General features: G+C 43.2%; 27 protein-coding genes, 1 riboswitch and 1 other annotated feature. All 27 genes read right to left on the bottom strand.

Annotation, left to right across the window (positions count from 1 at the left end; translation table 11 throughout):
- Window positions 1-5: 5 nt before the first annotated feature.
- Window positions 6-707: a phosphoadenylyl-sulfate reductase gene (locus tag NSQ76_RS08115; RefSeq protein ID WP_024424224.1), complete on the bottom strand. Its 702-nt coding sequence runs from the start codon at window positions 705-707 to the stop codon at window positions 6-8.
- A 45-nt stretch (window positions 708-752) separates the two neighbouring features.
- On the bottom strand, window positions 753-857 hold the full coding sequence (locus tag NSQ76_RS08110; protein WP_369810469.1) for a DUF2292 domain-containing protein: 105 nt from the start codon (window positions 855-857) through the stop codon (window positions 753-755).
- A 116-nt stretch (window positions 858-973) separates the two neighbouring features.
- Window positions 974-1,076: riboswitch (SAM riboswitch) on the bottom strand.
- 167 nt (window positions 1,077-1,243) lie between these two features.
- Window positions 1,244-1,882 carry an orotate phosphoribosyltransferase gene (gene pyrE / locus NSQ76_RS08105; RefSeq protein WP_024424225.1) on the bottom strand — a complete coding sequence of 213 codons (639 nt, stop codon included), beginning with the start codon at window positions 1,880-1,882 and terminating at the stop codon, window positions 1,244-1,246.
- Window positions 1,883-1,889: 7 nt separating this feature from the next.
- Window positions 1,890-2,594 carry an orotidine-5'-phosphate decarboxylase gene (pyrF, locus tag NSQ76_RS08100; RefSeq protein WP_024424226.1) on the bottom strand — a complete coding sequence of 235 codons (705 nt, stop codon included), beginning with the start codon at window positions 2,592-2,594 and terminating at the stop codon, window positions 1,890-1,892.
- Complete coding sequence (locus NSQ76_RS08095; protein WP_341053301.1) at window positions 2,566-3,498, bottom strand: dihydroorotate dehydrogenase; 933 nt, start codon at window positions 3,496-3,498, stop codon at window positions 2,566-2,568. The genes pyrF and NSQ76_RS08095 overlap by 29 nt, the downstream gene beginning before the upstream one ends.
- Window positions 3,492-4,268, bottom strand: coding sequence for a dihydroorotate dehydrogenase electron transfer subunit (locus NSQ76_RS08090; RefSeq protein WP_125586832.1), 777 nt, complete (start codon window positions 4,266-4,268; stop codon window positions 3,492-3,494). The genes NSQ76_RS08095 and NSQ76_RS08090 overlap by 7 nt, the downstream gene beginning before the upstream one ends.
- Window positions 4,265-7,480 carry a carbamoyl-phosphate synthase (glutamine-hydrolyzing) large subunit gene (carB, locus tag NSQ76_RS08085; RefSeq protein WP_169510837.1) on the bottom strand — a complete coding sequence of 1,072 codons (3,216 nt, stop codon included), beginning with the start codon at window positions 7,478-7,480 and terminating at the stop codon, window positions 4,265-4,267. The genes NSQ76_RS08090 and carB overlap by 4 nt, the downstream gene beginning before the upstream one ends.
- Entirely contained in the window at window positions 7,465-8,559 is a 1,095-nt protein-coding gene (locus tag NSQ76_RS08080; RefSeq protein WP_024424230.1) for a carbamoyl phosphate synthase small subunit, read from the bottom strand. Before NSQ76_RS08080 ends, carB begins: the two co-directional genes overlap by 16 nt.
- Window positions 8,556-9,842 carry a dihydroorotase gene (locus NSQ76_RS08075; RefSeq protein WP_341053297.1) on the bottom strand — a complete coding sequence of 429 codons (1,287 nt, stop codon included), beginning with the start codon at window positions 9,840-9,842 and terminating at the stop codon, window positions 8,556-8,558. The genes NSQ76_RS08080 and NSQ76_RS08075 overlap by 4 nt, the downstream gene beginning before the upstream one ends.
- Window positions 9,826-10,749, bottom strand: a complete 924-nt coding sequence (locus tag NSQ76_RS08070; RefSeq protein ID WP_262089394.1) for an aspartate carbamoyltransferase catalytic subunit — start codon at window positions 10,747-10,749, stop codon at window positions 9,826-9,828. Before NSQ76_RS08070 ends, NSQ76_RS08075 begins: the two co-directional genes overlap by 17 nt.
- A gap of 130 nt (window positions 10,750-10,879) precedes the next feature.
- On the bottom strand, window positions 10,880-12,208 hold the full coding sequence (locus NSQ76_RS08065) for a solute carrier family 23 protein (protein WP_025092549.1): 1,329 nt from the start codon (window positions 12,206-12,208) through the stop codon (window positions 10,880-10,882).
- Between the two features lie 155 nt (window positions 12,209-12,363).
- The gene (gene pyrR, locus NSQ76_RS08060; RefSeq protein WP_024424234.1) at window positions 12,364-12,906 is read right to left on the bottom strand and encodes a bifunctional pyr operon transcriptional regulator/uracil phosphoribosyltransferase PyrR; all 543 of its coding nucleotides are present in this window, start codon (window positions 12,904-12,906) and stop codon (window positions 12,364-12,366) included.
- Between the two features lie 170 nt (window positions 12,907-13,076).
- On the bottom strand, window positions 13,077-13,991 hold the full coding sequence (locus NSQ76_RS08055; protein WP_024426940.1) for an RluA family pseudouridine synthase: 915 nt from the start codon (window positions 13,989-13,991) through the stop codon (window positions 13,077-13,079).
- Window positions 13,988-14,455: a signal peptidase II gene (gene lspA, locus NSQ76_RS08050; protein WP_024424236.1), complete on the bottom strand. Its 468-nt coding sequence runs from the start codon at window positions 14,453-14,455 to the stop codon at window positions 13,988-13,990. The genes NSQ76_RS08055 and lspA overlap by 4 nt, the downstream gene beginning before the upstream one ends.
- A 94-nt stretch (window positions 14,456-14,549) precedes the next feature.
- Entirely contained in the window at window positions 14,550-14,924 is a 375-nt protein-coding gene (locus tag NSQ76_RS08045; protein WP_206533877.1) for a TraR/DksA family transcriptional regulator, read from the bottom strand.
- A 160-nt stretch (window positions 14,925-15,084) separates the two neighbouring features.
- Window positions 15,085-17,850: an isoleucine--tRNA ligase gene (gene ileS / locus NSQ76_RS08040; protein WP_024424238.1), complete on the bottom strand. Its 2,766-nt coding sequence runs from the start codon at window positions 17,848-17,850 to the stop codon at window positions 15,085-15,087.
- 59 nt (window positions 17,851-17,909) lie between these two features.
- Window positions 17,910-18,146 (bottom strand) — a binding site (T-box leader).
- 59 nt (window positions 18,147-18,205) lie between these two features.
- Window positions 18,206-18,700 carry a DivIVA domain-containing protein gene (locus tag NSQ76_RS08035; RefSeq protein WP_008344947.1) on the bottom strand — a complete coding sequence of 165 codons (495 nt, stop codon included), beginning with the start codon at window positions 18,698-18,700 and terminating at the stop codon, window positions 18,206-18,208.
- A gap of 26 nt (window positions 18,701-18,726) precedes the next feature.
- Window positions 18,727-19,503 carry a YlmH family RNA-binding protein gene (locus NSQ76_RS08030; protein WP_034623681.1) on the bottom strand — a complete coding sequence of 259 codons (777 nt, stop codon included), beginning with the start codon at window positions 19,501-19,503 and terminating at the stop codon, window positions 18,727-18,729.
- A gap of 53 nt (window positions 19,504-19,556) precedes the next feature.
- Complete coding sequence (locus tag NSQ76_RS08025; protein WP_024424240.1) at window positions 19,557-19,838, bottom strand: YggT family protein; 282 nt, start codon at window positions 19,836-19,838, stop codon at window positions 19,557-19,559.
- Window positions 19,839-19,844: 6 nt separating this feature from the next.
- The gene (gene sepF / locus NSQ76_RS08020; protein ID WP_024424241.1) at window positions 19,845-20,303 is read right to left on the bottom strand and encodes a cell division protein SepF; all 459 of its coding nucleotides are present in this window, start codon (window positions 20,301-20,303) and stop codon (window positions 19,845-19,847) included.
- A gap of 1 nt (window position 20,304) precedes the next feature.
- Entirely contained in the window at window positions 20,305-20,994 is a 690-nt protein-coding gene (locus NSQ76_RS08015) for a YggS family pyridoxal phosphate-dependent enzyme (RefSeq protein WP_034623709.1), read from the bottom strand.
- A 6-nt stretch (window positions 20,995-21,000) separates the two neighbouring features.
- The gene (gene pgeF / locus NSQ76_RS08010; RefSeq protein ID WP_034623682.1) at window positions 21,001-21,864 is read right to left on the bottom strand and encodes a peptidoglycan editing factor PgeF; all 864 of its coding nucleotides are present in this window, start codon (window positions 21,862-21,864) and stop codon (window positions 21,001-21,003) included.
- A gap of 211 nt (window positions 21,865-22,075) precedes the next feature.
- Window positions 22,076-22,312 carry a YlmC/YmxH family sporulation protein gene (locus tag NSQ76_RS08005; RefSeq protein WP_008344958.1) on the bottom strand — a complete coding sequence of 79 codons (237 nt, stop codon included), beginning with the start codon at window positions 22,310-22,312 and terminating at the stop codon, window positions 22,076-22,078.
- 79 nt (window positions 22,313-22,391) lie between these two features.
- Complete coding sequence (locus tag NSQ76_RS08000) at window positions 22,392-23,168, bottom strand: ABC transporter ATP-binding protein (protein WP_024424244.1); 777 nt, start codon at window positions 23,166-23,168, stop codon at window positions 22,392-22,394.
- 130 nt (window positions 23,169-23,298) lie between these two features.
- Entirely contained in the window at window positions 23,299-23,655 is a 357-nt protein-coding gene (locus NSQ76_RS07995; RefSeq protein ID WP_007499733.1) for a PTS glucitol/sorbitol transporter subunit IIA, read from the bottom strand.
- 26 nt (window positions 23,656-23,681) lie between these two features.
- Window positions 23,682-24,692 carry a PTS glucitol/sorbitol transporter subunit IIB gene (srlE, locus tag NSQ76_RS07990; protein ID WP_024426936.1) on the bottom strand — a complete coding sequence of 337 codons (1,011 nt, stop codon included), beginning with the start codon at window positions 24,690-24,692 and terminating at the stop codon, window positions 23,682-23,684.
- Between the two features lie 13 nt (window positions 24,693-24,705).
- Complete coding sequence (gene srlA / locus NSQ76_RS07985; protein WP_024424246.1) at window positions 24,706-25,236, bottom strand: PTS glucitol/sorbitol transporter subunit IIC; 531 nt, start codon at window positions 25,234-25,236, stop codon at window positions 24,706-24,708.
- Window positions 25,237-25,239 lie beyond the last annotated feature (3 nt).

Below are 25,239 nucleotides of genomic sequence, written 5' to 3'. Positions count from 1 at the left end.
CTCCCTTACTCATGTAATCCGCACTCTGTCTTTGCTGTGCCTGACCATCTGCCAGAACGCAGATCATCTGCAGTAAATGCTGGCTGTGTACACGGTGCACAGCCGATACTTGGATATCCTTGGTCATGCAGCGGATTATAAGTAAGTTCCTCTCTAGATGCATATCTCCATATGTCCTTCCACGTCCAATGGATAAGCGGACATACTTTCACTGATTTGAATTTTTCATCCTTATTTAAGAAATTCGTCCCTGCTCGTTTTGGTGACTGCTCTCTTCTTAAACCAGAAAGCCATGCTGGATAACCAGATAAGGCTTCTTGCAAAGGAATGACCTTACGCATATGACAGCAGCTTTGAGGATCTGTTTTCCATAATTGATCACCGTGCTGCTCATTTTGCTGTTCAACCGTCAGCTCAGGCGTTTTCAGTACAATATCTAAGCCCGGATATCTTTCCTTTACCGCATCAATTGTGTCGTAAGTTTCTTTAAAATGCAGACCTGTATCTAAAAAGACAATTCTCGCATCTTTTTTTACTTTTGCAATCAGATCAATTAGAACGATGCCCTCAATCCCAAAGCTGCACGCATATACGAGCTGGTCACCATAATGACCGTACGCCCATTTCAGTACAGACAGGGCTCCTTTATACAAATCATCCTCTTGAAATGTAATGGACGGCTCTTGCCAATTTTCATAAGTTAACATGATTTCTCCCCTTCCGGAGTACCGCTCATATTGCTATTTTCCGCACTACTTTAATCTAATTTTTTCGTTTTTTTCCACTTGAATCACTTGACCGTCCTGAACAATTAACGTAATTGAACCGAATTTCATATCCCCAATCAGTTCTTGCATATGCTTTACTAAGTCCTCATCCTGATTTTGTTTCACTTCCATCTCCTCTTCCTCCTCACCGTTAAAATAAAAAAACTTTCTTTCAGTCCGAAAGAAAGATGAGGAAGCTCACAATTTCCTTATCTTTCAAAATAGAATCATTTTGCAGGAAGTAGCACCTTGCGAATCGCAGGTTGCCGGGTTTCATCGGGCCAGTCCCTCCACCTCTCTGGATAAGAGTTTCAATTTGTCTTAAATATTAACACAATTCAAACAAAAGTCAACCCGACTTTATTGATAGGATTAGTTTTTATTAAAATTTGAGTCTATTTTACTATTTTTACCCAAATAAAAAAGCCGTGCGGGCAGGCACAGCTTTAAAATTGTTAACGATGGACTTTGACTTTTCAGACCGTTTCTTCCATCCAAGATTCAGAGGAAGGGTCTTGTCTCCAGCGTTTTAGTTTGTTCATCGCAGACGGCTCAATCGCTTTCAGTTCAAGTGCCACATCTGTCAATGTGTCATAGTCTGTCAGGGTGACATATGGAATATTTTTTTCTTGAAAAGCGGCCGCTGCTTTTGGCAGTCCGTATGTGAAGATTGCGGCAACTCCTAGTACCTCGCAGCCTTCAGCTTGAAGAGCAGCAACCACTTCCAGCACACTGCCTCCTGTGGAAATAAGGTCTTCGACGACGACAACCTTTTGGCCTTTCGATACGGCCCCTTCAATTTGATTTCCTTTGCCGTGTGCTTTCGGCTTACTTCTGACATAACACATCGGGATGTTCAAGCGGTCTGCTGCTAATGCCGCATGCGGAATGCCTGCTGTTGCAGTACCCGCGACAACCTCTGCTCCCTTGAAATGAGTGAGAATCAAATCTTTTAGACCTTCCGCAATGTCGTGTCTGACTTCTGGATATGATAATGTGAGGCGGTTATCACAATAGATCGGTGATTTTATACCGCTCGCCCATGTAAACGGTTCGTCTGGTTTTAATGAGACCGCTTTGATTTGTAATAGATGTTTCGCGATTTTTGATTTCATCTGGCACTCACTCCCACTCTTTCAAAATTTGATGATAGGCTTCTATTGGTTTATCAGCTTTTGTGATTGATCTCCCGACAACGATTTGTGAAACACCTTGCTCTTTTGCATAGGCAGGTGTCGCCACACGCTTTTGGTCATCGGTTTGATCATTCGGTAAGCGAATCCCTGGCGTTACAGTGAGAAAGGAGGGTGAGATATGTTCATGAAGTGCTTTAGATTCATGAACAGAGCAAACAACACCGTCCAGTCCACTTTCATATGCTAATTGTCCATACCGGATAACAGTCTCTTGCAGCGGACGGTCAATGAGTAATTCGTTTCTCATCATGTCTTCTGACGTACTAGTCAGCTGGGTCACTGCAATAATGCCCGGACGGCTTTGTCCAGCAGGAGTCCCGCTTTCAAGTCCCTCTAATGCAGCCTGCATCATTCGTTTCCCGCCAGCAGCATGCACATTGACCAAATCAACGCCAAGTGCGGCAAGCCGGTTCATCGCTTTTTGCACCGTTGTTGGAATGTCATGTAATTTTAGATCGAGAAAAATGCGGCAATTTTTTTCTTTCAGCGCATCAAGGATGGCAGGTCCTTCTTGGTAAAACAGCTCCATGCCGACCTTCACAAATAATGGTGTCCCTTCAAAGGGATCTAAAAAGGCAAGCGCGTCCTGCCCTGATGGAAAATCAAGCGCGATGATGGGCAAGTGCTTCATGTTTCCAGCTCCTTCCGATACATTCCTCTACAGATGAATAACCATATGCTGCTAACACATTTGGCAATTCTTCAATGATTTCCGGGCAAATAAATGGATTCACAAAATTGGCTGTACCGACAGCGACTGCACTTGCACCTGCTAGTAAAAATTCAAGTACATCTTCAGCACTTTGCACTCCGCCCATCCCGATAATCGGAATAGAAACCGCTTGACTCACCTCATGCACCATACGTACAGCGACAGGTTTGACAGCTGGTCCTGATAATCCGCCTGTTTTATTGGCAAGGATGGGTTTCCCCGTTTTTAAATCTAAACGCATCCCAATTAATGTGTTAATCATAGTGAGTCCATCTGCTCCAGCAGCTTCAATCGCTTGAGCAATTTCTACAATATTGGCTACGTTAGGTGACAGCTTGACATAGACAGGTACGGAAGAGACTTTCTTGACTGCTTTTGTCAATGATGCTGCCATATTTGGATCTGTACCAAAGGCGATTCCGCCGGTTTTAACATTTGGGCAAGAAATGTTCAGCTCAAGGGCATGAACATTTTTTGCTTGGCTGATTTGCTTGGCTACTTCAACATAATCATCCACCTGTGAGCCAGCAACATTCGCAATAATAGGCGTATCAAACTGCTCGAGCCAAGGCAATTCATTTTCAAGCACATCTTTTAGACCTGGGTTTTGAAGGCCGATTGCATTGAGCATACCGGCTCCTGTCTCAGCTACCCTTGGAGTCGGATTGCCAAATCTCGGTTCAAGGGTTGTGGCTTTGATCATGATACCGCCCAGCAATGACAGGTCATATAAGGATGCAAATTCTCTCCCGAATCCAAAGCAGCCTGATGCAGGGATAATTGGATTCTTTAAAGATAATCCCGGTAACTCAACGTTTAGCATGACAATGCCACCTCCTCTGCTTTAAATACAGGTCCATCAAGACACACTTTGACGTAAGGTTTGTCGAGCTGATCGGTATGACAGACACATGCAAAGCAGGCACCAATCCCGCAGCCCATTCGTTCTTCCATCGAAATGTAGACAGGCTTATCAGGATACGTGTCTTTCAGCGCTTTTAGCATAGGTGTTGGACCGCAGGAAAGCAGCACATCAAAGCTCAGGTTTTGCTCTTTTATCACATCTGTTACAAAGCCTTTAGCACCGTATGTGCCATCAACCGTTGCAATAAACGTATCGCCGAGTGCTTGAAATTTTCCCTCGTAAAATACATCCTTTTTCGACTGAAAGCCGAGGACATGCTTTACGATGACGCCTTTTTTCGTTAAACGCTTGGACAGTTCATATAGAGGCGGTACGCCAATTCCGCCGCCGACTAGTAATGCCGTCTCTCCGGGCTTGACGACTGAAGGATCATACCCGTTTCCAAGCGGCCCTAATACATCGACTGATTCTCCCTCCCGCTTTTGGGAGAGGAGCTTTGTGCCCTCTCCCTCTGCGCGGTAAATGATGGTTGCTTCTTTTTGCTCGGCATGAATGTTGGCAATACTGATCGGTCTTCTCAGCAGCGGTGTCATCGATTCACTGACCTTTAGATGAAGAAATTGTCCAGCCGTTTGAAAGGAGTCCACAAGGTCACCTTGTAATGTCATTTCGTAAATATGATCAGCGATCTCTCGGTTCGAGACGACCGTCAAGTATGCTTTTTTCATATCGTTACTGTCACCTCAGCATTCGTTTTCACTTCTGGCATTTCATCCGCTCTAAATGTCATGCTCTCAAGCACTCTTAAAATGGCTTCTGCTGTATCTAGTGACGTTAAGCAAGCCACTCCGTTTTCAACAGATTCACGTCTAATTCTAAAGCCGTCTCTTGCCGGCTGTTTTCCTTTTGTTAATGTGTTGATCACGAATTGGGCTTCCCCGTTTCGAATAACATCAAGAAGATTTTTGCCTTCTTCTCCAATTTTGCCGACCACACTTGAAGGAATGGAGGCTTGTTTTAAATAATTCGCCGTTCCTTCTGTTGCTAAAATATGATAGCCGATCGAATGGAATCTTCTTGCGATCTCAAGTCCTTCTTCTTTATCCTTATCAGCCACTGTCAGAAGAACTGTTCCGTCATTAGGGATTTGAATGCCTGATGCAATCAATCCTTTATATAGGGCTTTTTCGATCGTGACATCTTTCCCCATGACCTCACCTGTTGATTTCATTTCAGGCCCGAGTGTAATATCCACTCTTCTTAATTTTGCAAAAGAGAAGACTGGAACTTTGACGTACACTCCTTCTTGCTCTGTATGAAGCCCTTCTTCGTAGCCATAATTTTTGAGCTTGTCTCCTAAGATGACTTTTGTCGCAAGGTTTGCCATCGGGATGCCTGTAATTTTACTTAAGAAAGGAACCGTCCGGCTTGATCTCGGGTTCACTTCAAGTACATACACTTCACCTTTTGATAGGACAAACTGAATGTTCAAAAGCCCAATAATGTTGAGTCCTTTTGCAAGCTTGATCGTGTATTCTGCGATCTTTGCTTTGATGTCCTCAGACAATGTTTGCGGCGGATAGACCGCAATCGAGTCACCAGAGTGAACTCCGGCTCTTTCAATGTGTTCCATAATGCCTGGGATTACGACAGTTTCTCCATCAGACACGGCATCTACTTCAATTTCTTTTCCTGTCAAATACTTGTCAATTAACACTGGATGCTGCGGGTTAACCTTCACCGCATTCTCCATGTAGTGAAGAAGCTCAGCTTCTTGATACACAATTTCCATCGCGCGGCCGCCTAATACATAGGAAGGACGGACAAGGACTGGGTAGCCGATTTGATTGGCAATCGCTACAGCTTCAGGCACAGACGTTGCTGTTTTCCCTTTAGGCTGCGGCACGCCGAGTGTTTCTAACGTTTGTTCAAACTTGTCCCGGTTTTCTGCGCGGTCTAGGTCTTCTAGAGAAGTTCCAAGAATTTTAACCCCTCTATTTGATAATTCATCTGCTAGGTTGATCGCCGTTTGTCCGCCGAACTGAACGACGACTCCTTCAGGCTGTTCAAGGTCGATGATATGCATGACATCTTCTACAGTGAGTGGTTCAAAGTAGAGCTTATCTGAAATACTAAAGTCTGTTGAGACCGTTTCAGGGTTGTTGTTTATAATGATCGCTTCATAGCCTGCTTGTTTAATTGCCCACACAGAGTGAACAGTCGCATAATCAAATTCAACCCCTTGTCCAATTCGGATAGGACCTGAACCTAATACGATAACGCTTTTCTTGTCTGTACGTTCTGATTCATTTTCATCTTCATATGTGCTGTAGAAATATGGTGTCTCTGATTCAAATTCTGCCGCACATGTATCCACCATTTTGTATACAGGTACAATGCCTGCTTCTTGTCTTAGCTTGTAGACATCCGCTTCGTTCATCTTCCACTCGCGGCTAATGTAGATATCTGAGAAGCCTTTTTCTTTCGCTTCTTTTAATACGTCTGTATTGCCTTTGTTTTCTTTTAATATCTTCTCAAAGGCGATGATGCCTTCCAGCTTATGAAGGAAGAAGTAATCAATTTTTGAGAATTCATGTATTTGTTCGACTGTATAGCCTCTTCTAAGCGCCTCAGCGATATAAAATAATCGTTCGTCTCCCGCTTTGATAATCCGTTTTTCAAGCACTTCATTTGTGATGTCTGCTTCATCTTTTAATTCAATGTGATGCACATCGGCTTCAAGTGAACGTACAGCCTTTAGAAGAGACTCTTCTAATGTGCGGCCGATCGCCATGACTTCACCAGTTGCCTTCATTTGCGTACCAAGACGTCTGTTCGCAGATTCAAATTTATCGAACGGCCAGCGCGGTATTTTTGAAACGATATAGTCAAGTGCCGGCTCGAAGGCTGCATAGGTTTTACCTGTGACTGGGTTCATCATTTCATCAAGCGTTAAGCCGACAGCAATTTTCGCTGCCAATTTGGCTATTGGATAGCCTGTCGCTTTCGACGCAAGCGCAGATGAACGGCTCACACGCGGGTTTACTTCGATGATATAGTATTGAAAACTGTTTGGATCAAGTGCCAGCTGAACGTTACAGCCGCCTTCAATGCCAAGTGCACGGATCAGCTTAAGCGACACATTTCGAAGCAGCTGATATTCACGGTCACTTAACGTTTGGCTTGGGGCTACAACAATACTGTCACCAGTATGGATGCCGACAGGGTCAAAGTTTTCCATGTTACAAACAACGATTGCATGGTCACCGCTGTCTCGCATGACTTCATATTCAATTTCTTTAAAGCCTGCAATGCTTTTTTCAAGTAAGCATTGTGTGACTGGGCTTAGCTTCAGACCGTTTTCAACGATTTCCTTCAGTTCTTGCTCGTTTGTACAAATTCCGCCGCCCGTTCCGCCTAATGTATAGGCTGGTCTGACGATGACAGGGAAACCGATTTGATCTGTAAACGCCATTGCTTCTTCCAGGTTATGAATGATTTCACTTTCTGGTACAGGCTCATTTAGTTCATTCATTAAATTACGGAATAAATCTCTATCCTCTGCTTTTTGGATGGCTGACAGCTTTGTACCGAGTACTTCAACGCCGCATTCAGCTAATACGCCAAGCTCTGACAATTCAACAGCAAGGTTTAATCCAGTTTGCCCGCCAAGTGTTGGCAAGATCGCATCAGGGCGTTCTTTTCGAATGATTCGTGTTAAAAATTCTGGTGTCAGTGGTTCGATGTATACCTTATCAGCCATTTCTGTATCTGTCATAATGGTCGCAGGGTTAGAGTTCACAAGAACGACTTCATAGCCCTCTTCTTTTAGCGCTAAGCAAGCCTGTGTACCTGCATAGTCAAACTCCGCTGCCTGACCGATGATGATAGGACCTGATCCGATTACTAAAATCTTTTTGATGTCTACGCGTTTTGGCATACTTCTTCCCCTTCTTTCTCAGTCGTATGAATCATTTCCATGAACTGGTCAAATAAGTAGTTTGCATCTTCTGGACCCGGTGATGCTTCTGGGTGGTACTGAACAGTGAATGCTGGTGCTTCTTTATGTTTTAATCCTTCAATCGTATTGTCGTTTAGGGCAATATGTGTGACTTCGAGCACGTCTTCGTTAATACTGCTAACCGTGTAGCCATGGTTTTGAGACGTCAGTGTCACCTTGCCAGTTGCTAGTTCTTTCACCGGATGGTTTGATCCTCTGTGGCCAAATTTCATTTTTTCTGTGCTTGCACCGCACGCTAGAGCAAATAATTGATGTCCGAGGCATATACCAAAGAGCGGCACCTTTCCAATCAATTGCTGAATCATCTCAACGGCTTCCGGTACATCCACAGGATCTCCAGGTCCGTTTGAAAGCATGATGCCATCAGGCTTTAGCTGCAGCACTTCATCTGCAGTGATGTTGTATGGCACCACAATGACGTCGCAGTCACGTTTATTGAGCTCGCGCAAAATGCCGTGCTTCATGCCGAAATCGACAAGGACAATTCTTTTTCCTCTGCCTGGGCTTGGGTACGCATTTTTCACAGATACTTGACTCACTTGATCTGTTGGCAGCTGCAATGTTTGAAGGCGGCGGACAACGTCTTCTACTTGTTCATCAGGTCCTGCAAATGCCCCTCTTAAAGTCCCTGCACTTCGAATCATTCTAGTCAGCTTCCGTGTATCGATTCCGCTCAGCCCCGGAATGTTTTTCATTTTTAAATATTCATCGAGTGAATATGAAGAGCGCCAGTTTGAGGGCTTTTCACAAAGCTCTTTCACAATCAGCCCTTTCACAAACGGTGTGATCGATTCAAAATCGTCACGGTTAATGCCATAGTTGCCGATAAGCGGGTAAGTCAGTGTGACAATTTGTCCGCAGTATGATGGATCAGACAAAATTTCTTGATAGCCCGTCATCCCTGTATTAAAGACGACTTCTCCGACTGATGGTTCTAAGCTGCCAAAGCCTGTTCCTTCGAATACTGTTCCGTTTTCTAGCACTAAGCGTCTCTTCATTTTACTAGTCTCCCCTCTTCATAAACGACTTTCCCAGATGCAAGTGTCATGACCGGCCATCCTGATACAGTCAATTTGTCAAACGGTGTATTTTGCCCTTTAGATAAGAAGCTTTTTTTATCGATTGCCATTTCTTTGTTTAAATCAATGAGTGTGATATCAGCTATGTGCCCTTCTTCAAGCTTTCCGTATGGAAGAGAAAATGCTTCAGCTGGTTTGATTGTCATATAATCAACGAGTTGCTTTAATGTCCATTCGCCTGTTTTGACAAATCGTGTATACAGAAGCGGAAACGCAGTTTCAAGTCCCACAATTCCAAATGGGGCACGCTGCATCGTTTCGTTCTTTTCTTCTTCTGTATGCGGCGCATGGTCTGTTGCGATGAAATCAATCGTTCCATCTAACAGTCCCTCGATCAATGCCTCGCGATCCTCTGTTCCTCTGAGCGGCGGGTTCATTTTATAGTTTGTATCAAGACCTGGAATGTCCGTATCACACAACAGCAGGTGATGCGGTGACACCTCAGCCGTCACACGGATGCCTGCTTTTTTTGCATCGCGTACGACCCGCACAGATTCTTTCGTACTGATATGACATACATGATAATGACAGTTCGCTGCTTCTGCTAAAAGAACATCTCTTGCAATATGCACCGATTCACAGATTGACGGTATTCCGTTTAACCCATTTGCTTTTGAAAATTCTCCTTCATGAACGCACCCGCCGTAAATGAGCGAGTTATCTTCACAGTGCGCCACAATCGCTTGATCAAGACTTGCTGCCTGTTTCATCGCTTCGTACATCATGCCTGCTGTTTGGATGCCGACACCGTCATCTGTAAAAGCAAAGGCGCCTGCTTCTTTTAGTGCTGCAAAATCCGTCATCTCTTCCCCAATTTGTCTCGTTGTGATGGAGGCGTATGGCAGCACTCTCACAGATGAGGTCTCTTCGATGCGATTCATCAGCCATTCCATTTGCTCTTTTGTATCTGGAACCGGCCTTGTATTCGGCATCGCTGCAATCGTCGTAAATCCGCCTCTTGCGGCTGCTTTAGAGCCTGTTTCAATCGTTTCCTTTTTCTCTCCGCCTGGCTCTCTTAAATGCACATGCAGATCGATCAAGCCTGGTGACACAAATAGCCCCGCTGCATCAATAACCTCTTCTCCGTCTTCTCTTTCTAGGTGACCAATCGCTTGAATCACTTTTCCTTTTACCCTAATATCCTGCTGCACTCTTTCACCTGTGCTTGTTAAGATAAACCCGTTTTTAATGAGATATGACATAGACAGAATCTCTCCCTTTTTGATGTAGTGTGCTATTTTGAAAAGCTCTTTTTAATACAGCCATTCGGATATAAACACCATTTTCCATTTGTTTGAAAATCCTTGACTGCTTGGCCTCTACTAATGAATCATCTATTTCAACACCTCTGTTTACTGGTGCTGGATGCATAATAATCGCGCGTTCTTTCATTTTGTTTGCTCTGTCTACTGTTAATCCATAAGTTGATAAGTAATCTTCGCTGCCCATTTTTTCAGCGTGCCGTTCATGCTGGATTCTAAGCAGCATCACCACATCAGATTGTGCGATGGCTTCATCTACTTGGACATACGTTCCGTGAGGGTTTTGTTCATCCTGGAAGGAAGCAGGCCCTGAAAACAGGACTGTCGCTCCCAGCCTTGAGAGAACCTCAGCATTTGATCTTGCCACCCTGCTATGTTTGATGTCTCCATGAATCGAAATCGTTAAGCCTTCAAAGCCGCCAAACTCTTCAAAGATGGTCATGAGGTCAAGCAGTGATTGGGTTGGATGCTGTCCGCAGCCATCTCCTGCATTGATGATGGGAATTCCAACCTTCCCAATCAGCTCGTTATAATATTCATCGGTGCTGTCTCTGATCACACATGCCTTTACTCCGATCGATTCGAGTGTTTTTACCGTATCGTAAAGTGTTTCGCCTTTTTGAACGGAGGTGCTTGCCGCATCTAAGCTCAGGACATTCATCCCTAGTTTCTTCTCGGCTACTTCGAAGCTAAAACGTGTTCTTGTGCTTGGTTCAAAGAAAAGGTTTGCCACAAATTCTCCGGCTAATCCATGTTCTTGTTTCCCCTTTTTGAGTGCAGCTGCTTCTTCAATCAGCTGTAAAATCTCTTCTTTTGATAAGCTGCTCATTGTCGATAAATCATTCATTTTTTCTTCCCCCTCTAGTTTTTCATCACTTTCAGGTTCAAAAAAACCCTAAGCCTCGGCAGCTTAGGGTTCTCCAAAAGAAGCAGCGGCACTTTTGTGCATTCTGCTCCATTTAGAACCCTTGTCAGCCTCACTGGACTTCTTTTAAAAGGTTTTCTGTATTTGATTCATTTGAGTTGTCATCTTCTGCTTTTTGATGCGGCAGGATCAGATTTAACAGGACACCCGTAATCGCAGCAAGTGCCATTCCAGATAGGGTGAGATTGATTTGTTTCACCTCAATGAATGCCCCGCCAATCCCAATGACTAGGATGACTGATGCGATAATGAGATTACGCTTTTCTTCAAAATTCACTTTATGATCAATCAGAATTCTCAGGCCGCTTGAAGCAATGATTCCAAAGAGCAGGAACGAAACGCCTCCCATCACCGCGGACGGCACTGTACTGATTAATGCTGAAATTTTTCCTACAAAACCGAAGCAGATCGCAAACACGGCTGCTCCGCCGATGACGAAGATACTGAACACTCTTGTGATGGCTAGTACGCCAATGTTCTCTCCATAAGTTGTTGTTGGTGGTCCGCCAATAAGTGAAGCGAAGATCGTCGCCGCACTGTCTCCTAAAATGGAACGGTGAAGACCTGGTTTTTTAATAAAATCTTGTCCTACGACCTTACTTAACACCACTTGGTGGCCGATATGCTCAGACATTGTGACAAAGGCTACCGGCACCATCACTGTGAGAATGCTTAAGGTCACAGCAGGTGTATAGTCGACAAATGGCACAACGAAGTCTGGTACAGCAAACCATTTTGCGTCAATGACCGGCTGGAAGTTCACGATGCCTTGTGTTAAGGCAAAGAGATAGCCGCTGATGATGCCGATTAATACTGGGATTAAGCTAAGGAATCCTCTTAGGAAAATCATACTGATAATGGTGACAGCCAGTGTGAAGCCAGCGACCATTAAGTGTTTGAGGCTGTAAACAAGCTCGGTTGCATTCGGATCAACATACATCGCCATGTTGACTGCTGTTCCAGCGAGTCCGAGTCCGATGACCATAATGACTGGTCCTACGACCACCGGCGGCAGAAGCTTCATCAGCCAGCCTGTGCCGAGCCATTTAATGAATAGGGCGATGAGTGCATAAGCGACACCCGCCATGAAGGCGCCAACCATTGCGGCTCCAGGGCCTCCCGTTGCTTTCACATTCAGTATGGGGGCGATGAAGGCAAAGGACGATCCAAGATACGCCGGAATTTGTCCTCTTGTGATGATTAAGTAAACAATCGTTCCCACTCCGCTTGAGATGAGCGCGACGGCTGGACTCATATCAATGATTTTTGGTACAAGAATGGTCGCACCAAACATCGCAAACAAATGCTGAAGGCTAAGTGACAGCCATGTGAATGGTTTTGGGATATCTCGAATGCCTAAATTGGCTTTTTGCTGACTCATGATTTTCCTCCTAGATGTGTCCTTTTTCATTAAAAAAGCCTCTTTGCGAGTATGCGCAAAGAGGCCTAGATAAACCGGACACGTCATGTTGGCCGTGTGCTCGGTTTCTCTGTTATTGCCCTCTTTGCAAACTCTCTGGAATGCATTTAAAAAGGTTATTTTTCATATATAGCGACAAGGTCGTTTTGATCTACTTCATTAAGCTGAACCATGACTGTCTCTGCTTTTGAAGTCGGAATGTTTTTCCCGATATAATCGGCTCGGATCGGCAGCTCCCGGTGTCCCCGGTCAACGAGCACAGCCAGCTGAATGGAAGATGGTCTTCCTACATCCACAAGGGCATCCATAGCTGCTCTGACGGTTCTGCCTGTAAACAGGACATCGTCAACAACAATAAGTGTTTTGTCATTAATGTCAGCTGGTATGTCTGCACCCTTTACAAGCGGGTCTTGGTTGTCTGTCTTTTTTGTCAGGTCATCACGGTATAGCGTAATATCAAGTTCACCTACAGTGACTGGATTCCCTTCAATTTGCTCGATGCGCTCTGCAAGGCGCTTTGCAAGATGTATGCCTCTTGTCTTGATCCCGGCAAGGATGACATCCTTCATCCCTTTGTTGCGCTCAATCATTTCATGTGCAATTCGGGTAAGCGCTCGTCTGATCGCTTGTTCATCAAGAATGACTGCTTTTTGTTCCATCTTTTACACCTCTTTTTGACAAATAAAAAGCCCCTTCTGCAAAGGGCAGAGAGGGGCGTTCATTTGTGCATATGCGTGCACAAATTGATCCGTTATCCTTCTCAGCCTCTCTGGACTGTTTTAAAGAATCTCAATTTCTTCGTTTATTATTTCAAAAAAAGAACGGCCTGTCAATCGTTATTTCTTAATGAATCGATAAAGGCTTGCATATCAGCTGGAATTGGTGCTGTGAACTCGATATATTCTCCTGTTCTAGGATGATCAAATCCTAAAACACCTGCATGCAGCAGCTGTCCATTAAAATCGACTGTTTTTCTCGGCCCATATTTCGGATCTCCTGCAAGAGGGTAGCCGATATATTTCATATGAACACGAATTTGGTGTGTTCTTCCTGTTTCAAGGCGGCATTCGACAACTGTGAAGTCTTTAAAGCGTTCAATCACATCAAAGTGAGTAACGGCTTGTTTTGCATTTTCTTTTGTGACCGTCATGCTTTGGCGGTCTTTTTTGTCTCTGCCAATTGGTGCATCAATTGTGCCTGTATCATGCTGGATAATACCGTGGACAACAGCCGTATACTTTCTTGTGACAGTTTTAGCCACCAGCTGATTGACGAGTGACTCATGTGCCATATCGTTTTTAGCGACCATTAACAGCCCAGACGTATCTTTATCAATTCGGTGGACAATTCCAGGACGCATCACACCGTTAATCCCTGATAAGTCTTTGCAATGTGCCATCAGTCCATTTACAAGTGTTCCTGACACATGACCTGGCGCTGGATGAACGACCATTCCTCGTGGTTTATTTACGACTAACACATCTGCATCCTCATAATAAATATCAAGATCCATTGGTTCTGCTTCTACATCTAGGGCTTCCGGATCTGGGATCTCCACTTTGATTTGATCTCCAGCTTGTACTTTGTAATTGGCCTTTACTTGTTTCCCGTTTACTTCGATCAGCCCATCTTTTACCCATTGCTGGACTTGGGTTCTTGACCATTCTGGTTCTGTCGTGCTTAGAAATTTATCTAGCCGTTCACTCGTTTGTTCTTCTGAAACGGCAATATTTACTTGATTCATGTAGTTGACTCCTTATTTTTCTTTCCATCTAACAGCATTTGAATGAAGAGCAGAATAACCCCTACACAAAGAGAAGAATCTGCAATATTAAAGATTGGGTAGTGATAATCCCCAAATACGAAATGAGCAAAATCAACCACTTCCTGACGGAAAATACGGTCGATAAAGTTTCCGATTGCTCCGCCAAGCATTAAGGCCAGCGCTACTCCCAGCAGCTTGTCCTTTTGTCCATGTTTTTGTAAGTAATAAACAATTCCCGCAATAACAACGAGTGTGATCACATAGAAAAACCACATTTGCCCTTGGAGAATTCCCCATGCGGCTCCTGAATTTCGGTGAGACGTGATATAAAAGAATCCATCAATGACTGGAACAGAATCACCGAGCATCATATTTTTGACAATGAGCCATTTTGTTAATTGGTCTAAACAAATGATAACGAATGCGATTATGTAATAGAACACACACGTTCCTCCATCTTCATACTTTGATCTTTAAGCATTTTATCAAGAAAACAGGAAGGAGTAAAGAAACTTTAGTTGACAGACAAAAACCTCCCTACATGTGGAAGGCTTCAAAATGAGAATCATTTGATTCGTAAGGATAAGGAGTGAATGCTTTTTTCTCGTATTGCTTATGATATAAAAAGTCGTCAGCCGTGCGGGCGGTAGGAAGAATACTCATTTGTTCAAGCGGAATCACATCTCCTGTTGCCTCACATATGCCATAGGTTCCTTGTTCGATTTTTGCAATAGCGAGAGACACATCTTGCAGCTCTTCTTTGATGTGATAAAGAAGCGTGGTCGTTTTGACCTCATTCAATGTGACATGCTCAGCGGGTGAACGAAATGATGCGTATTCAAACAGTTTAGATTGCAGCTCTTCTTTCATTTGAAGGAGTTCCGTGTAAATCATCTCTATATCGCCATTCATGTCGCTATTTCAACTCCTGCCCTGTCGTGATAATCATATTGTTGCCCCGCCTGGTCACTTTAAAGCCATAAGATTTTTCCTTTCGTTCTAAACGCTGTCATTTTCTCATAAAAGAAAACGCCCCGCATATGACGGGGCGCCAGCTTGTGATATCGCATTGTTAATTTTGGTAATATTTCTCCACGATTTCAGCATTTTTCAGCGACAATGTTGGGTATTTCGGATTTGCACCAACGTCTTTTGAAATAATGCGGGAACGCTCGCACAGTTCTCCTTCTGCTTTTTGAACCACAATTCGTCCTGATGCATATTCAGGCGCTGATGTATCTGCATGCTGCTCATCTTCTACCGTTAATTCAGAGATGATAAAGAGCTGCTTCACATCTTCTTTAATGGATGCAAGAAGGTTTTTCACTTCGTCTGTCGCATAAAGCGTCACACTTGCTTCAAGTGAACGTCCGATGACTTTCTCGTTACGCGCAATCTCCAGCGCTTTTAGCACATCATCACGTACTTCCATAAAGCGGTCAAATTTCGCTTCTGTCGCTTCAGCTTGAGGAACTGCCACACCTTCTGGCATATCTGTTAACTGAACACTCGGCTCTTCAACAAAGCTTAAGTGGCTCCATAATTCATCTGCGGTATGCGGAAGAATTGGTGCAGTCAGCTTTACTAAAGCCATTAATGTTTCGTAGAAGACCGTCTGCATGCTGCGGCGGTCTGGATGATCGGCATGCTCAATGTAGACGACATCCTTTGCAAAATCAAGATAGAAAGAGCTGAGCTCAATCGTACAGAAATTGTGAATCGCATGATACACGACCGCAAATTCGTAATCATCATAGGCTTTTTTCACTTTATCAATCAATTTGTTTAATTTGATCATGATGTATTGATCCACTTCGCGAAGCTCTTCTACCGGCACGGCATTTACTGCTGGGTCAAAGTCAAATAGGTTTCCATGCAGGAAGCGGAAGGTGTTACGGATTTTACGATAGACTTCTGCTACTTGTTTCAAAATATCATCAGATACTGGATGATCGGCTTGATAGTTGACTGAAGATACCCAAAGTCTTAGAATCTCTGCACCAAGCTGCTTCGCAACCTTCGTTGGATCAATCGTATTGCCTAATGATTTACTCATCTTTCGTCCTTCTTTATCAAGCGTAAAGCCATGACTTAGGACACCTTTATAAGGTGCTTTTCCAGTGACAGCAACTGCTGTTGATAAAGAGGAGTTAAACCAGCCGCGATATTGGTCAGAGCCCTCAAGGTAAAGATCTGCCGGACGGACTAGGTCGTCTCTTTCTTCTAAAACGGCTTGGTGAGAAGAACCGGAATCAAACCATACATCCATGATATCCTGCTCTTTTGTGAATTCACCATTCGGGCTGCCTGGATGTGTAAAGCCTTCTGGCAATAGCTCTTTTGCTTCTTTTTCAAACCAAATATTCGAGCCATGCTCTCTAAATAATTGAGATACATGCTGAATGGTTTCGTCCGTGATGATCGGCTCACCATTTTCCGCATAAAAGACCGGAATTGGAACGCCCCATACACGCTGTCTTGAAATACACCAGTCACCTCTGTCACGCACCATATTGAACAGGCGTGTTTCTCCCCATGCTGGAACCCATTTTGTTTCTTTAATATTGTCTAATAACGCTTCTCTAAAATCTTTAATGGATGCAAACCACTGAGCTGTCGCACGATAAATCGTTGGTTTTTTCGTTCTCCAGTCATGCGGGTAGGAGTGCGTGATAAAGTCGAGCTTTTTCAGCGCACCTTTTGCTTCAAGCTGTTCTGTGATGGCTTTATTGGCATCCTCGTAGAATAGTCCTTCAAAACCAGGCGCCTCATCTGTCATCACACCTTTTTCATCTACTGGACAGAGCACATCAAGACCGTATTTCATACCGACAATAAAGTCATCTTCCCCGTGGCCTGGTGCTGTGTGAACACAGCCAGTTCCCGCATCAGTTGTCACGTGATCGCCAAGCATCACAAGAGAATCTCTATCGTAAATTGGATGTGCTGCAACGATTTTATCTAATTCTTTACCTTTTAATGTTTTCACAACTTCGTATTCTTCAAAGCCGAGTGTTTTTACTACTTGTTCAACCAGTTCAGATGCAACGACATAACGCTCAGCACCGACTTGAAGAACACTGTACTCTAAGTTTGGATGAACACAAATGCCAAGGTTTGCAGGAAGCGTCCAAGGTGTTGTTGTCCAGATAATGAATTGTTCGCCGTTTTCAAGAACGCCTTTGCCATCTTTTACTTTAAACGAAACGTAAATCGATGGTGAACGTTTGTCTTTATATTCAATTTCCGCTTCAGCGAGGGCTGATTCACTTGAAGGAGACCAGTTAACAGGCTTTAATCCTTTATAGATGTAGCCTCTCTTCGCCATTTCACCAAAGACAAGGATTTGCTGTGCTTCGTATTCAGGCTTTAATGTGACATATGGATTGTCCCAGTCTGCTCTAACGCCTAATCGCTTAAACTGGCTGCGCTGACCTTCAATTTGCTTCCAAGCATACTCCTCGCATAGTTTGCGGAATTCTGCTGTAGACATTTCTTTGCGTTTGACTTTTTTATTTTTAGTAAGAGCTGTTTCAATTGGCAGCCCGTGTGTATCCCAGCCCGGAACATACGGTGCATGATACCCGTTCATTGATTTAAATCGGACGATAAAATCTTTTAGGATTTTATTAAGTGCATGCCCCATATGAATGTCACCATTCGCATATGGAGGTCCATCATGCAAAATAAACGTCGGGCGTCCTTTAGTCCGCTCTAAAACCATTTGATAGATGTCTTTCTCTGCCCACTCCTCTTGGATTTCAGGCTCTTTGTTCGGCAAGTTCCCTCTCATCGGGAATTCTGTTTTCGGCATTAATAAGGTGTCTTTGTAGTTCATACCCATTCCTCCACATGCAAATTCTGATTAAAAAACAATAAAAAAAGCCCTCTCATCCCATAAGGGACGAGAAGGCTTGTCTCGCGGTACCACCCTTTTAGACAAGCGATATGAAAGAGCCGCTTATCCACTCTAAAATCGTAACGTGATCAGACGCCTTTTCTTACTGTTTTTTTCAGAAAAGGAACTAAAGGGGTGATCTCATTGCAGCGTCTCGTAATGTCAGGCTTCCACCATCCCTGATTCGCTTTATTACGCATGTGACAGCTGCGAGTGTCCCTTTCAAACGTTTATCTCTTGTTAATTTATGATGGTATTATATGCAACATGAGCACGTCATGTCAAGATGATGCGCTTATTCTTTTTCATCAAAGACAGCGTCTACTTCATATTCCAGTAAATGATCCCAATCGTCATTTTTCAGAAGATCAAGCTGCGCTTCGATGAGCATTTGGAAACGAGTTCTAAAGACCTTCGACTGTTTCTTCAGCTCTTCGATTTCCATTGCAATTTTTCTTGATTTTGACAGCGCTTCGTTGATAATACGGTCTGCATTTTTCTCTGCTTCACGAATAATCAATTTTGCTTCTTTATCCGAATGGCGCTTTACGTCTTCTGCTGCTTCCTGCGCCACAAGAATCGATTTGTTTAATGTCTCTTCAATTGTTGCAAAATGACCTAGTCTTTCGTCAAGCTCGTTTACTTTGTCTTCAAGCTCATTCTTTTTACGAAGTACGATCTCATAGTCTTTACGTACTTGGCTTAAAAACTCGTTTACTTCATCTTCATCATAGCCGCGAAAGCTTTTTGTGAACGTTTTATTATGAATATCATTAGGTGTTAATGGCAACCTCGCCACCTCCAGATTCAAGTTCGTTATGTCAGAAGCTCAAATGTTACTTTGAATTTATCTTTTTTGGTCTTCCCATCAATCGTTTTGAGGCTAAAGCGGCCAAATCCCCGAACAGAGAGCTGATCGCCTTCACCGATTGTAAAGGAAGGGTCCTCTGTGACTTTCCAATTGACTTTGACAAGCCCATTTTTGACTAAAAGCTGTGCTTTTTGCCGAGACTGACGGCTGACAGCAGCACATACAGCATCAAGCCGAAGTGAAGAAATGATATCTTCTTTAATATCAGTCTTCGTGATCACTGGCTTTATTTCTGCCTGCGTGATTTCCTCTAATGAAACGGCTGCTCTGCCGACATGAGTCAGCTGTGCCCGCACAAAATCGGCGACATCACTTGTACAAATAAACTGCACATCTTCCTCTGAAAATAATAGATCTCCGAATTTTTGACGCTTCAAGCCTGTCCCAATCAATGAGCCGAGAAGCTTCGGGTGTTCTAAGGAAATAAACTTTTTCGCATAGTTCACCTGAAAATATGACAGCTCGACATCTTGAATAGAAGGTTCTAAATAATCAGGATAAATGAGGGCTCTTTTGCGCTCCGCTCCCTCATACCCGCCAAAAAACATGATCCCAAGTTCTTCGCCATGCTGGATGACGGACTCAGTAATAAATTGCTCACGCGGATCAAGGAAATCTGTTAATTTCATTCGATATTGGTCGAGTGCGATTTTTTTCCAGCCTAACACTTGGTCGACAAATGGCTGTTCGTCTTTTCTAAAATGCTGATAGATATCGCTCATTTTGTTCCCCTCTTATGTAAAAGAGCCTGGCAGTGCCAAGCCCGGCAGCCTGTTTACATGAAGCGCACAATCATATTGTAAAGACCAGTTAGTCCATATGATGATGCAAAACGAATCACAAGCAATGCCACAATCGGCGAGATGTCAATCATGCCGATTGGCGGAATAATTTTACGAAATGGTTCTAAATACGGTTCGCAAATATTTGTCAGAAAACGGCCAAACACAGTTTCTCTTGCAGATGGCACCCATGACATAAAGATGTAAATAATAATCGCGAATGAGTAAATCGTTAATACCGTTCCTAAAATATTAAAAATGAAATTTAGAATCACTATGATTTACCACCTCTGAGGTTCTTCCTCTGTCAATAGCTCTGATATTGTACCAGATACATCTACATTATCAGGTGTGCAGAGGAATATATTCGAGCCAATACGCTGGATGTCTCCACCGATTGCATAAACGGTTCCGCTTAAGAAGTCAATGATTCGCTTTGCTTGATCATGCTGAATGCGCTGCAAATTCACGACGACTGCACGTCTGTTTTTAATATGGTCTGCAATCTCCTGCGCCTCTGCATAAACACGCGGCTCACTTAACACCACTTTAGAGGATTTTTGCACGCTTTGCAAGCTGACGACATTTTGTTTTCCTGTCTGCGGGCGATCTTGAAATGCTGCTTTGTCCTTCGTTCCTTTTTCTTCTTGAACGGGTTCTCTTTCTTCATCAATATATTCGTACTCATACTCTTCATCGTCGAGAGTGAAAAAGCTTTTAAACTTATTTTTTATGCTCATGTCACGCACCTCCTGTTTCATTTCCAACAAGTGAAGAGCCAATCCGAACGAATGTCGCACCTTCTTCAATTGCGATTTCAAAATCATTTGACATGCCCATCGATAAATGCTGACAAGGTGCATTTACTTGGTTAAGATGTTTTACTTCTTCTTGAAGATTTTTTAATGTTTTAAAACAGTTGCGAATCACAGTGTGATCATCTGTAAATGGAGCCATCGTCATCAGTCCAGCAATTTCAATCTGTTTGAAATCAGCTAGCTGCTTTACAAATGGAATGACGTCTTCACTTTTCAAGCCGTGTTTTGACTCCTCAAGAGATGTGTTCACTTGTACAAAACAGCGAACTGTGTGATCCGCTCTTTTTTCAATTTCATTCGCAAGAGACATCCTGTCGAGCGAATGTAAGTAGTCAATTGACTGAATGACAGATTTCACTTTTCGCGTCTGTAAACTGCCGATGAAGTGCCAGCTAATGTTTTCATCGGTTATGGCCGCCTGCTTTTCAAGTAACCCTTGGTCACGATTTTCACCAAAGTGCATAATTCCTGCTTCTTTGGCTTCTTGTGCTCGTTCAATTGAGACATACTTTGTCACAGCGACGACCGATACATCTGCTGGTTGTCTACCGGCTCTTTTACATGCTTCGTTTATTTGTTCATTTATTTGTCTGAGATTCTCTCGTACATTCAATTGCACTTATGCCTCCTTAAACCCGACAAAAGACATCATACGTCCTGTTTTCCCTTGATCACGCCGGTGTGAGAAGAAAAGCTGATCATTGCAGCTTGTGCACATCGAACTGACATGTATGTTTTCTTCCTTTATTCCTGCATGAAGCAATACGTTTTTGTTTAATGTTTTCAAATCAATTTTATATTGTCCTGGTGAAATCTCGGAATACACATCCTCTGTTGAAAAAGGAAGCTGTTTCACTTGATCCATGACTGCGTCATCGACTATGTAGCAGCAGCTGCCAATGGATGGTCCAATGACGACTTGAATATGATCGGCCTTGGCATCTTCTTGGCTGACCCATACATCAACCATCTTTGCACCAATTTGCTTGACGGTTCCTTTCCAGCCGGCATGAGCCGTTCCAATTAATCCGTTTTCCGGAGCTAGAAAATAAAGCGGAACACAATCAGCGAAACAAAGAGCGAGCATCATGTTCGTCTCAGACGTATATAAACCGTCTGTACCAGGCAGTGCCTCATGATAATGAAGACTTCCTCTTCCTCTTTGCTCCTTGGTGACTTTCAGGATGCGATCCTCGTGTGTTTGGTCTGCAAACACCCAATCAGAGAGCGGCACAGCAGCAGCATCTGCTATGACTTGACGATTCATTTGAACACTAGAAGCATCATCTCCTACATGGAGTCCAGTGTTCAATGATTGATATGGAGGTAGGCTGAAGCCGCCGTTTTTTGTGGTAAACCCGGCCAATACCTCTTTACCAGAACATGTCATGTTCGTCCAATCATGAATGGTCATTGCATATGGTGATTTCTGCTGAAAGGGGTCATATTTGTATGTCAAAGCTGCCTCCCACCTTTCATTCATCTCTCTTTATTTCGCTCCTATTTTACCACAAGACATGCATAGACAGTTAGTGGGATTCATTAAATATTACACTCAAATGTGCCCTTTCTGCAGTTTTTTTTACAAATTGATATGAAAACGTAATCTTTTTACCCGAAAAAGACATTGTTTGCTAAGAATGAAGAGTTTGTTTTAAGGAAAAATTGAATGATTCATTGAGGAATTATACGAATTAAGAAGACAAGCGGACAAGTATCACATCTTCGCCAATTTTTACTATATTTCGCCATGGGACAATCATTTCCTCTTCTTTTCCGAAAAATCCCATCATTTTACCTGTGCCGCCAATAATAATCGCTTGGATTTTGCCGCTTGTGACATTAATATCAATGTCCCCAATGGTACCTAATTTTTTCCCGCTGGATACATCGACGACATCCTTGATTTGGAATTCAGAAATACTGATCATCTGTCCTTCCCCGCCTTTCGTTTTCTACTATAATATGTATGATGGAAAAGCAGGGAAGCAGACCAATAGTTTCTTTTATCTACAATTTGCTTAAATGCGGACGGCCATTTCTCCACATGACATCTACCGGACATTCAAAAAAAGAAGAAAGCAGGCCGCTTGTCATCATCTCTTTTGTTTCTCCTTGATCAAAAACCGATCCATTTTTTAATAATAAGGTATGCTGAAAAACAGGCAGAATCTCCTCTGCATGATGGGTCGTATAGAGCAAAGTAGGCGCATCAGGCTTAGCTGCAATAAATGAGATGGTCTCCAGCACTTGCTCTCTTGCTAAAAAATCAAGACCCGTCACAGGTTCATCTAAAATCAAGAGCTGCGGATCATTCATTAAAGCCCTCGCAATCAAGACTTTTTGCTTCTCTCCCTGTGAGAGGGTTTCATATGTTCTGTTGGCATATTTGAATGAACCAAACGCTTTTAATAGATCAATGGCTTTCTCTCTCATTTCATCAGTCGGGGTTTCATAAAGCCCGATAGAAGCAAATGCGCCGCTCAAAACAATTTCAAAAGCATTGTCGTCTCTGTGCAATTTCTTTTCAAGTCCCGCTGAGATGAGACCAATTTTCCTCCTGAGCTTTTCACCAAGAGCTTCCTTGCCAAAGACATGCCCCAGCACTGTCATCTCGCCTGACGTGGGGAAATAATAGGAGCAGAGCATATTTAATAAAGCGGTTTTCCCCGCACCATTTAAACCGTAAAGCACCCAGTGTTCCTGCTTATTTACCTGCCAGTCAACAGACTGCAGCAGCCATTTCCCATTTCTTTTTAATGAAACATTCTTCAATTCAAGTGACACCATAACTTCCTCCTGAGTAAAAATTCTGAATATACAAATAATGAATGTTTACAGCATATCGTAAATGCTCTTTCTGGTAAACCTCATATAAAAAAGCTGTTCCAATTTAGGAACAGCTTTTTTTACAAGGTTACGAAATTTCAATTCGTACGCCTTCTTTTATATCAGGAAACGTGTGCGGGGATGCAAATACAGCTCCTGGTAATACATCATCAAACGGCTCTTGGAAGTAGATCGAAATATGGCCGAGCTCTTTAAAGTTGTCATTTGCTTTATTGCCTAGGGCTGTGATCGTGTACGTTTGATCGCCCACTTGAATGGTTCCGCCTAGCTTCAGCGGCTCTTCTTCTAGATGTTCGAACTCATGAATGACAGACATATCTCTTAATTCCTGCGGCGCTGCGGGTCCAAATAAAACAATCAGCTTATCTTCTTTAAATTGCGGGACTAAGATCCCAATTTCTTTTACGACAGATTGTGTTACCATGTATCTCGATTCCTCCTTTAATACGTTTAATACATACCGAAGCTGGCAACGTATGCGATTACAACAGATAGAACCCCTGTAATAAGACGGCTATACAAAACAGCTGGTACCCCATATTGTACCGTTTCCGGCTTCGCTTCACCAAGTGACAGCCCCACTGGAATAAAATCACACCCTACTTGACCGTTAATGGCAAATAGTGCTGGAAGTGCAAATTGAGGCGGAATGTTACCTAGTGCAATTTGACTACCAATCAGAACACCGATGACTTGGGCAATGACTGCTCCAGGTCCTAAGACAGGTGATAGGAACGGCAGTGTACAGACCACAACGAGCAGTAAGAGCCCCCAAAGAGATCCTGCCAAAGGTGATAGAAAATGGGCAATCAGATCACCGATTTTTGTATAATTGATAATTCCAATTAACATACTGACAAATGCCATGAATGGAATAATGTTTTTCAAAAGCATATCAACAGAATCACGGCCAGCCTGGTAGAACGTACCGGTGACTTTCCCGATTCCGCGTGAGAATCTCATCAGGAAATTGCCTTTTTCCTGCCGCTCAATATTTTCCTCTTTCAGCTTTGCATACGTTTCTTTGAAATTCTCTTTGTCAATCGACTCACTGTTTTCCTGACCTTCTGCTTTCGCCTCACCATCAGATGCTTCTGCATAGGAAATATCTTTTTCTGTTACGCCTGATACGAAGATATCTTCTGTAATATGTTTAGCAAGCGGCCCAGAAGGAGAGGATGCTAAAACGTCTACAGTTGGAATGCGTTTCATTGGATAAAGTCCGATTCGCGCTGTTCCCCCGCAGTCAATGACAACACACATCATTTCATCTTCTGGTATAGAGTTTTTAAAGCCATCACATGCTTCTGTCCCTGTCATTTCTGCAATTTTACGTGCAACCGGGTGAATGCCTCCCCCTGTAATGGAAACGACCTTTCTTCTTTTACCAGTTGGTTCAAGCTCTAAGCCTTCTCCCCATCCGCCAGCACCTTTTGCAACAAATACTTTGTGGTTTGTCATGTCTAACCCTCCCCTATTGTGAATTCGCTTTCATTTTTCCTGCTAAATATTTTGTAATCCATTCAGTAATGATTCCGCGTAGTAAAATGACGACGATCCCGACTAAGAAGTAACGAACAGCAAGCTCTGACATTGAATATCCAGCTTCTTTAATCCCGTTCGCAATTCCTAAGTAGACAAATAGTTCTCCTGCGTTGGCATACGGGAACAGTGATGTCACCGGATGAACAAATGAAACAGCTGAATCATAGAATGCTGGTTTTTGTTTTTCAGGTAAGAAGCGGCCAAACGTATAAGCCATTGGGTTTGTCAAAATAAGAACAGATAAGATCGGCATTAACGTGTAGCGCAAAATGGTATATTTCGCTGCAAACTGAATGGCTCTATTCACTCGCTCTTCTCCAATAAATTTCATGACAGCATAAGTGAAAGTAAGTAACACAACAAGCGTTGGAACGATACCTGTAATCAGACCCATGAACTGCTTTCCCCCGGCTTCAAACATTCCGATAAAGTGCTCTCCAAACCATTGAATCCATTCCATGTT

It is taken from the genome of Bacillus sp. FSL M8-0256, from assembly GCF_038005765.1.
In the GTDB taxonomy this organism is placed as follows: domain Bacteria; phylum Bacillota; class Bacilli; order Bacillales; family Bacillaceae; genus Bacillus; species Bacillus safensis.
This window is presented reverse-complemented; position numbering and strand designations above follow the sequence as displayed.